Raw genomic sequence first — 8,954 nt, forward strand, 5'->3', positions numbered from 1 at the left:
ATACAACCAATCATAAAATTAACACATGGATTTTGTATAAATACTAAATTGAATCCTTATTATAGGAAATAATTTTATGTGATATTCTGCCTAAAAAATTTCAAATTCCTTGGAGTAAACCTGATATCTCAGATAATGAAAAAAATGCCATTCTTCGTGTAATGGAAAGTGATTGGTACAGTCAGGGACCATTAACCAAGAAATTTGAAGATGACTTATCAACTTATTTAAATTCAAATGTCTCAGTAGTAAATAATGGAACATCTGCTATTCTTTGTGCACTATTAGCTAATAATTTCAAATCTGGTGATAGAGTACTAGTTCCAGATTTTACATTTTTTGCAACGTTGTCCGCACCAAAATTTCTAGGTGCAAAAGTAATGACCGCAGATGTAGATCCCACCACTTTTAATATTTCACCAGAACAAGTAGAAGAAATTGTAAAAAGTAATGACATTAAATTTGTTATTGTGGTAGATATTGCAGGATTACCTATCGATATTGATGCTTTTGAAGATCTTGCAAAAAAATATAAATTTACATTGATTGAAGATGCTGCACAAGCACTTGGTTCTGAATATAAAAATAAGAAAGTAGGTTCATTTAATCATACTACTACATTTAGTTTTCACATTGCAAAACAAATCACCACAATTGAAGGAGGATGTGTATCCTCTAATGATGAAAATATTTCCAAAAGAATAAAACAATTAAGAGATCATGGAAGAATTGATACAAAAAACTATATTCATAATATAATAGGTTCAAATTTCAGAATAACTGATTTACAATCAAGCATTGGAATAGAGCAACTTAAAAAAATTGAAATATATATTTTACAAAGAAACGCTATCTCAAAAAAATATAAAGATAAAATTAAAAATGTAGGATTTCAACAAAATCCAACTTATTCAATAAAACACAGTAATATGATGTTTTTTACAGTGTATCCAAATAAAACAATTAGAGATAAGAATTTTAAAATTTTACATGAAAATGGAGTTGATGCAAAATTACCTTGGCCGCCTTTACATAGTCAACCAGCTAATTCTGAATTAAATAAAAATATTCATGAGAATACAAGAATTATTTCTGATACTGCATTAATGTTACCGATATTCAATGGTATGACTGATGAAGAAGCTGATTATGTTATAGAATGCTGCAACAATATTAATTTAAAATCTTAAAAATTTTCTGATGAGTTTTTCTAATATTTTTATTATTTTTAAATAATCCCATACTTATAACATGTCTAGGTTTACCATGAATTTTTTCTTCATTAATAAAAATTCCTTCCACAATAAATCCTAATTTTTTATACACTTTTAATGCAGCTTTATTATCATAATATGTGGTTAACCATATTTTTTCAAATTTTTTCTTCCATGCAGTCTCTATCATATGTTTACAAATTTGGTAACCAAACCCTTTACCTTGCCATTTATCTCCAATAACAATTCCGTAAGTACAAACATGTTTTTTTGATTTTCGTATAAATTTTGATAAAAAACTATATCCAATTAATTCATTTTCTAAAAAAATAAAAAATCTAATTTTTTTATTATCTTTTAATTCTGAGAAAATTATTTTTTCAACATTTTTTTTCGAAATTTTACCAAAATATGTAAAATCATTCAATGTTTTTTGACTTAATCCAAGTAACATATTTTTAAAATCTTTTTTCTCACATTTTGAAGATATTTTTAATTTATTCATTTTATAGCTTTATTTGCAATATTGATATTATTTTTGATTTCGTCTATAGTTAAATTCATTGTTTCTAAAGTAATTGGTTTATTTTTAAATCTCTTTAATTTGGATACTTGCCAACAATCTGTTGTTAATTGTTTATGTTGATCTTGTAATCCATTATTGTTACTTATATGTATTACAGACACAAATTTTTTTATTTTTTCTGTAAATTCATCTTTATCAAAATTTAACCAATGAGACGTTACAGAAGTATGTCCCAAATCTAGGAGTATCCCAATTTCATTTTTTTTGAAATTTTTTAAAAATATCATTGTTTCATCATACTCTGCAAATAGTAGTAGTTTATTTTTTCCATGATCTAAATTAAATTTTTGAACCACATTTAATTCCATTGCAATTTTTATTCCAAAGGATCTTGCATAATCTAATATTTTATAAGATGAATCAATAAATGTATCAATAGCAATTTTTCTTTCAACTACTCCAGTTCTAGGAAATCTTTTACCTAGTTCTATTGGATCTACTGTAAATCCAGCATGAAATGTAAATATTGGACTTTCAATTTCACAGCATACATCTATTGCCTTTTCTCCCAATTTGATACTTTTATCTCTAATGATTTTATTCTGTGATGCTAAATTGAAATTAAAAGGACTTTTTGGTGGAGGGAAATAACCATGTACGATATAATTAAAGTTGTATTTTTTTAATTTTTTGTTTGAAAATAACTATGAACCGAACCTAGCTCAACATTTTGAATTCCTCCTTTTTCATATTCATCTAATACTTTAATTATGTTCTGAGGATTTTTTAAACAACTTGTTGAGGTATAAATCATAATTTTTTACTCTATCTCTATAAATTAAATTATTTGCTACTGTTGTAATAATTATAATATGGGTTTAAATCAATTGATATATGAAAATCGGTTCAAAGAAAATTGGACCATTAAATCCTGTATTTATAATTGCAGAAGCAGGTGTAAATCATAACAATAATCTTTCATTAGCATATAAGATGATTGATTTAGCTGCCAAATGTAAATCTGACGCAATCAAATTTCAATCATTTATTACCGATAACATGCAATTGAAAGAATCAAAAAAACCTCGTTATCAAAACAAATTACCTTGGAGCTATTATGAACAATTGAAAAAATCTGAAAGCTCATTTGATTTTCAAAAAAAATTAATTAACTATTGTAAAAAAAAGAAAATATTATTTCTTTCAACCCCATATGATGAAGAGAGTGTGAATTTTTTTAGTCGATATGGGAATATCAGCTTTTAAAATTTCAGCATCTGATACTACTAATCATTTATTTTTAACATATGTTGCAAAACAACAAAAACCAATAATATTATCAACAGGACTATCAACATCTGAACATGTTGATAATGCTGTTGCATTGTTGACAAAATTAAAAATGAGAAATAAACTTATTTTGTTACAAACCACTTCAGATTATCCTACTCCTTACGAAGATGTTAATTTAAGAGTAATTCCTGAATACATTAAACGTTATGATCTACCTGTTGGTTTATCTGATCACACTCCTGACTATCTTGCTAGTTTAGGTGCTGTTGCTATGGGTGCATGTGTTTTAGAAAAACATTTCACATTAAATAAAAAATTAAGCGGTCCTGATCAATCTTCATCATTAGATCCCATCGAACTTAAAAATTGGATTAAAAATGTTAGATCTATGGAAATAATTTTAGGAAGTAAAAATAAATTTATTACAAATTCTGAAAAACAAAATCTTACAATGAGAAAAATTTTAACTATCAAGCCTGCAAAAAAAGGCTCTACAATTACCTCTAATCTACTTAATGCAAAAAGAGGAAATATTTATGGTATTCTTCCTCTTGAACAAAATATATGTAAAATTTTAGGAAAAAAACTGAAAAAAGAAATTAAATTTGAAACCCAATTAAAATGGAGTATGATTGAATAATTTTTTTCTGACCATTAAGGAGTAAACTATTCAAAATAATAATTATTCTAACTCTTCTGAAATTATTATGCTTATTGCAATTTTTTTTTCATGTGATATTGAGACAAGAAATTTATACTTATTTTTCAATTTTCCTTTTAGATTTACAATAGGTTTTGAATTTGAATGAGATGTTTCTATGTCTAACATTGATACATGTTTGTTAATTGCTTTTTTAACGGCCTCTTTTATAGCAAATTTACCCGCAAAATGTTCATATGAATTCTTATATTTTAAACAATATTTTATTTCTGATGGAAGAAATATTTTTTTATAAAAATTTGGTTTTTTCAAGTAAGATATTTTTTTAAATTGCTCAATGTCAGTAATGTCTATTCCAATTCCAATTTTTTCAATCATTATTTTATTTGATACTTTCTCTTACTATAACTTTAGCAATTCCATCAACTAAACATTTGCCTGTTTGATTGTGTGCTGTAGTTTTGATTGTTATTATTTTAGTTGACTGACTTTTTTCAATGACTTTTCCTTCAATTGTAATTATATCACCTATGAAACAAGGTGCTTGGAAATTAAGTGTCTGTGAAAAATACAGGGCATTTTTTCCTGGAATGTACATACCTACCAATCTAGAAAAAAATGAAGATAATAACATTCCATGACATATTCTTTTACCAAATTTAGTTTTGGCTGCATATTCTTCATCCATATGTAGTGAATTATAATCTCCTGTAATTTTTGCGAATTCATTTACTATAGACTCTTCAATTTTTATGGTAAATTTTGTTTTCATATCAACTACGATCTCATCAAATGTGTATTCAGTCATCTAAAACTATCCCATGATTTCTGAGATGCCTTTTGATATCTGATATTTTTTTCACATCCATAGCTTCATCAATTGTGAATTTAACTTTAAATTCAGACTCAAGCTCATACAGTAAAACATATCCATTAAAGGACGTCCAATTTTCAATTGATTCAGGACCAGATTCATCATAAATAGAAGAAATTGGTATGTTCATTACTTTTGCTATTACACTGTATAGTCGTTCGGACATTATTCAACACTAACTGTGAGATATTCTGGAATTGTAAATTGTTCTTTTAATAAATAAATCCAATTATTGCCATCCTTATGAAAACCATTATTCTGTAAAAAGTCTTCAATCGGTTTATTTTTTTTTGATGCAATGAATTGTGCTGTTATTTGTTCAACTCCATTTTCTTTTGCAATATTGATAATATGTCCTAGCATTCCTTTTTCTATTTCTCTACCCATAATCCTACAACTTAAAAGAAATGTGTCAATAAACCATTCTTTAGGATTATTTTTGTATATAATAAAGACACCTGTAATTCCATTATCACCAAATTTATCTTCAACCTGCACACATCCAACGAGATATTTTTCATCATTAGAAAATTTTATAATCTCAGATTCTTGATAACGCTTTGTTGTAAGATTAAATTGATTTGTCTTTAATGTGAGTTGTGATATTCTTGGAATTGTAAACTCGTTAGCTTTTTTAATCAATATTTTTAGTTCTAAATTTTTTAGAAAGCTTTTCAAATCTGGTATAGAATTCTCAAAATTATTTCTTTGACGTTGTTCAAAATACATTTTTCCTCGTTTTACATCTTCATCTGTTATATTCAAAACACTAAACTCATTCATTTTTTTAATAATCTGTGCATATTGAGATGAATCCTTCGGTAGATTAACTGTCAAAACTTCTGGCATGTTTAGTTTCATATATTCTTGATTTACTGGATCATCGTCAAAAAATACCACACTATCTGCACCTATATTCAGTTCATTTATGATCTCTTTCATATTGGACACTTTGTCATTCCAATTAATTCTCATAGATGCAAATTGTTCTTCTCTTAGAACCATGTACGGATGTTCTTTAATTACTTTTAATGCATCATCATAATTGTTCTTACTGTTTATTGCAAGAATAATTCCACGTTGATTAAGTGAAAGCAAAATTTTCTGAAATTCAAAATACGTATTTCCGGAAGGTTCTGGTCCTAATCTAATTCCATTAAATCCATCTTCACCAACTATTCCTCCCCATAACGTATTATCTAAATCCAACACAATACATTTTTTTGATAATCCTAGATGGCCAATAATATACCCCATTAAATCGTTTGCCAAATACGGTATTCGTTCAAGAGATATTTTCATATCTCCAAAGAAAAACTGTTTATAATCAAAAACGTTATCTTCACCAAATTGTGATACGAATCTATCAAAATCATAAACAAAAATAAAATCAGAATTTACAAATAAGTCAATCAATCCACGATTAATTTCCTTAATCATTTGATGAAACCCGTATTCAGTTTTTGTCTCAAATATTCCATGTGGGGAATACGTTGGAAGATTAAAATTTGCAATAACTAATTTTGATTTTGTTCTACTAGTATAGGTATTAGCTAATTCTTGTATTTCTTTCAGTTTTTTTCCTACAAATTTTTTTCTTTCTGATGAGGAAACTGAATATGGAAAATGATACAAATCTCCTAAAATATTTCTTGTATCTATAATTAAAAATGTAATGTCTGGAGAAAATTTGTATAAAGCACTTTCATTGTTTAGAATTTCTTGATTATATTGATTATATCCACCAACGTATGTAGTACAGTCAATATTTTTTTCTGCAGCTTTTACTCGTATGGTTTCATCAAGACCGTTTATTGTAAAACTACAAAGGATTCCAACGCGTATTTTTACTCCTAATGGTTTACCCAAAAGCTCCCTCGATTTATTGATATAATATGATAGTTTTTGCTCTGTTGTCATAATTTGCTGTATTATGTTTTCTCATTCTGTATTAATTAATTATTGTGACTCGTAGGAATTTTCAGAAAGGTTTTAGACAAAGAGTTCTTTTTGATGTATTATATACTCATGAAAGACGAATTAGATGCTTTTACTACAAACGAATCAGAGATTTTAGAATATTATCATCTACATGGAAGATTTGGGAAATTAAGATTACGCCTCAAGTTTTTGAGAACCTGGATACTCCATTTTCTTGCATATTCATCACCAGATTCTAATTTCTCAATTAAAATGCAACGATCTAGAGGAGTCAAAATAGGAAAAAACTGTCATTTATCCCCCTATGTTCTTATCGATTTGGTTTACCCTCAACTAGTGAAAATTGATAATAATGTAACAATTGGCAGTAACACAATGATTTTTGCACATGTAAATCCTACTGCAAATCTCTTTTTAAAAAAAATTTACCCAAGACATGTAAAATCTGTTCATATAAAATCTGGGGCAGTTTTGTTTCCAGGGTGTATTATAACAGCTGGAGTAACAATTGGTGAAAATGCATTAGTAGGTGCAGGCAGTGTAGTATCTGAAGATGTTCCAGATTATTGTGTTGTAGTTGGAAACCCTGCAAGAGTGGTAAAAAAAACGGAACATTAACATTTAATTTATTATTACATTTAACGTAATGATAAATTAAATTTCTTTATATCAAATATCCTTTTTATCAAAATAGATTTTAAATATTTATACACCTTTTCACCCTCCAAAGATAGTTTCACCATTCCAAATATTCGTGGTATTTTCATCTTTTGTAGTAAATTCTAGGATGTATGATTTTTTGCCAATATCTATGATACTGTAACATGGTTTACCCCATGTGGTTTTTCTGGATGTTCTGAATCAAAATATACTAGTTGTATAATCCAATTTTTTGTATGAGTTGAAGAGCATAACATAATCTGAAATTAGTATTTCTATGTCTTCAGTTTCCTTCATCTCTAATTGTTTTATCTAAACAATCAAGATCTTCAAAATGTCTAGTTTCAGATATAATCTCATCATGTTTTAATTTAAGAGATTTTTGTAAATCAGACATTGAAGTAAATTTATTATCATATGAATCACTATTAATTTTCTTTAAAATCTTGAATCTTCGTTTTTTAATTCATCAATTTTTCCAATCCTTATGAATGTAATATTATATTAGATAAATTATCTCTGAATAGCGTCATATTTTTACTCACAACAGGGGATTCCCTTTTTATTGCGGTTCAATAGTTGCTGGGGGTTTGCTTGAAATTGCGTATGTTACCCACGTTACATCTTCTACCTCATTTGTAATTCTATTGCTTATCTTCTCTAGTAATTCGTGAGGTAGTCTGGTCCAATCAGCAGTCATCGCATCAATGGAATCAACCACTCTGATCATCACAATATTTCCGTACTTTCTTTCATCACCTACCACTCCTACTGCCTTATCATCTCCTACTGCAGCATATGCCTGCCATACTTTACCATAAAGTCCATATACAATCAGCTCATCTTCCACAATTTTGCTTGCAACTTTTGCTATTTGCAACTTTGTTGGAGTTATCTCACCAATAATTCTTACAGCAAGTCCAGGGCCTGGAAATGGATGGCGCATGTAAAGTTTTTCTGGAACACCTAAAATTTTGGCAATTTTTCTTACTTCATCTTTGTATAACTCCCGTAATGGCTCCAATATTTGTAAATCAAGCCAATCTGGGAGTCCACCTACATTGTGATGTGACTTTATTACAGCAGCTGGACCTTTTGAAACTCCACTCTCTATCACATCTGGGTATAGTGTTCCTTGTGCAAGCCATTTGAAGGGACCATTTTCTTTTGCAAATTTAGTAAAAACATGAATAAACTCTTCACCCACTATCATTCTTTTTCTCTCAGGATCTTCCACTCCTTTTAGTTTGGACAAAAATACTTGTACAGCATCAACTGATGTGAAATTTACATTAAAGTTGTTTTTTGAACATCTCCTCAATTTCTTTTTCCTCATTTAATCGTAAAAGACCGTTATTTACAAAAACACATTTTTGTCTATCTCCAATTGCTTTATGAATCAATAAAGCAGCAACTGTAGAGTCTATGCCTCCACTCACACCACACAATACGTTTCCTTGAATTTTTGAGATCTTTTCAACAGCACTGTCGATAAATCCCTCCATGGTCCAGTCTTGTTTTGCACCACAAACTTTTAGGACAAAGTTTTTGAGAATTTCAGTTCCTTGTTCTGTGTGAACTACTTCAGGATGAAACTGGATTCCATAAATTGACTTTTCATATGAAGCAATTGCTGCTGCTTTTGCACTCTCCGTATGTCCTATCACTTTGAATCCAGGTGGAATTTGTTCTGCCTCATCACCATGACTCATCCATGCTCTAACTGATTTTCCAATTCCACTCAAAAGATTCTCATTATTGTCAATTGTTAGTAATGATGAACCG

At 28.5% G+C, this 8,954-nt stretch carries 13 protein-coding genes; 4 read left to right on the forward strand and 9 right to left on the reverse strand.

Annotation, left to right across the window (positions count from 1 at the left end; genetic code table 11):
* Nucleotides 1–125 precede the first annotated feature (125 nt).
* Nucleotides 126–1,190 (forward strand): DegT/DnrJ/EryC1/StrS family aminotransferase, encoded by a 1,065-nt coding sequence (locus tag BG20_RS06840; RefSeq protein ID WP_256359092.1) that lies wholly within the window; start codon nucleotides 126–128, stop codon nucleotides 1,188–1,190.
* On the opposite strand, the gene BG20_RS06845 is transcribed toward BG20_RS06840, so the two are convergent.
* Genes BG20_RS06845 through BG20_RS13775 form a run of 3 tightly spaced genes read right to left on the reverse strand, consistent with a single transcriptional unit; the run spans nucleotide 1,174 to nucleotide 2,554 of the window.
* Entirely contained in the window at nucleotides 1,174–1,719 is a 546-nt protein-coding gene (locus BG20_RS06845) for a GNAT family N-acetyltransferase (RefSeq protein WP_010192665.1), read from the reverse strand. The genes BG20_RS06840 and BG20_RS06845 overlap by 17 nt on opposite strands.
* Nucleotides 1,716–2,402 (reverse strand): TIM barrel protein, encoded by a 687-nt coding sequence (locus BG20_RS06850; protein ID WP_081477544.1) that lies wholly within the window; start codon nucleotides 2,400–2,402, stop codon nucleotides 1,716–1,718. Before BG20_RS06850 ends, BG20_RS06845 begins: the two co-directional genes overlap by 4 nt.
* A gap of 20 nt (nucleotides 2,403–2,422) precedes the next feature.
* Nucleotides 2,423–2,554, reverse strand: coding sequence for a hypothetical protein (locus BG20_RS13775; RefSeq protein ID WP_010192670.1), 132 nt, complete (start codon nucleotides 2,552–2,554; stop codon nucleotides 2,423–2,425).
* An 80-nt stretch (nucleotides 2,555–2,634) separates the two neighbouring features.
* Between BG20_RS13775 and BG20_RS13655 the strand changes: the two genes are divergently transcribed.
* Nucleotides 2,635–3,006 carry an N-acetylneuraminate synthase family protein gene (locus BG20_RS13655; protein ID WP_052304770.1) on the forward strand — a complete coding sequence of 124 codons (372 nt, stop codon included), beginning with the start codon at nucleotides 2,635–2,637 and terminating at the stop codon, nucleotides 3,004–3,006.
* Complete coding sequence (locus BG20_RS06855) at nucleotides 2,987–3,673, forward strand: N-acetylneuraminate synthase family protein (RefSeq protein WP_052304771.1); 687 nt, start codon at nucleotides 2,987–2,989, stop codon at nucleotides 3,671–3,673. Before BG20_RS13655 ends, BG20_RS06855 begins: the two co-directional genes overlap by 20 nt.
* A 42-nt stretch (nucleotides 3,674–3,715) precedes the next feature.
* Here BG20_RS06855 and BG20_RS06860 read toward each other — a convergent pair whose 3' ends face one another.
* From BG20_RS06860 to BG20_RS06875, 4 genes are read right to left on the reverse strand one after another with little or no spacing between them, the layout of a single operon-like run.
* Nucleotides 3,716–4,072 (reverse strand): holo-ACP synthase, encoded by a 357-nt coding sequence (locus tag BG20_RS06860; protein ID WP_010192672.1) that lies wholly within the window; start codon nucleotides 4,070–4,072, stop codon nucleotides 3,716–3,718.
* A 4-nt stretch (nucleotides 4,073–4,076) separates the two neighbouring features.
* A complete protein-coding gene (locus BG20_RS06865) occupies nucleotides 4,077–4,502 on the reverse strand; it encodes a MaoC family dehydratase (protein ID WP_010192674.1) in 426 nt (141 codons plus the stop codon).
* A complete protein-coding gene (locus BG20_RS06870; RefSeq protein WP_010192676.1) occupies nucleotides 4,495–4,734 on the reverse strand; it encodes a hypothetical protein in 240 nt (79 codons plus the stop codon). The genes BG20_RS06865 and BG20_RS06870 overlap by 8 nt, the downstream gene beginning before the upstream one ends.
* Nucleotides 4,734–6,488 carry an HAD-IIIC family phosphatase gene (locus BG20_RS06875; protein WP_010192683.1) on the reverse strand — a complete coding sequence of 585 codons (1,755 nt, stop codon included), beginning with the start codon at nucleotides 6,486–6,488 and terminating at the stop codon, nucleotides 4,734–4,736. Before BG20_RS06875 ends, BG20_RS06870 begins: the two co-directional genes overlap by 1 nt.
* 93 nt (nucleotides 6,489–6,581) lie before the next feature.
* Between BG20_RS06875 and BG20_RS13845 the strand changes: the two genes are divergently transcribed.
* Nucleotides 6,582–7,127 carry an acyltransferase gene (locus tag BG20_RS13845; protein ID WP_269464901.1) on the forward strand — a complete coding sequence of 182 codons (546 nt, stop codon included), beginning with the start codon at nucleotides 6,582–6,584 and terminating at the stop codon, nucleotides 7,125–7,127.
* A 604-nt stretch (nucleotides 7,128–7,731) separates the two neighbouring features.
* Here the strand turns inward: BG20_RS13845 and guaA are convergent.
* Both guaA and BG20_RS13310 read right to left on the reverse strand, forming a co-directional pair.
* On the reverse strand, nucleotides 7,732–8,490 hold the full coding sequence (gene guaA, locus BG20_RS13305) for a glutamine-hydrolyzing GMP synthase (RefSeq protein WP_238527542.1): 759 nt from the start codon (nucleotides 8,488–8,490) through the stop codon (nucleotides 7,732–7,734).
* Nucleotides 8,462–8,954 (reverse strand): glutamine amidotransferase-related protein (locus tag BG20_RS13310; RefSeq protein ID WP_420805935.1); only part of this gene is annotated, 493 nt, incomplete at its 5' end. The genes guaA and BG20_RS13310, both read right to left, overlap by 29 nt.

Source organism: Candidatus Nitrosarchaeum limnium BG20 (assembly GCF_000241145.1).
Classification (GTDB): domain Archaea; phylum Thermoproteota; class Nitrososphaeria; order Nitrososphaerales; family Nitrosopumilaceae; genus Nitrosarchaeum; species Nitrosarchaeum limnae.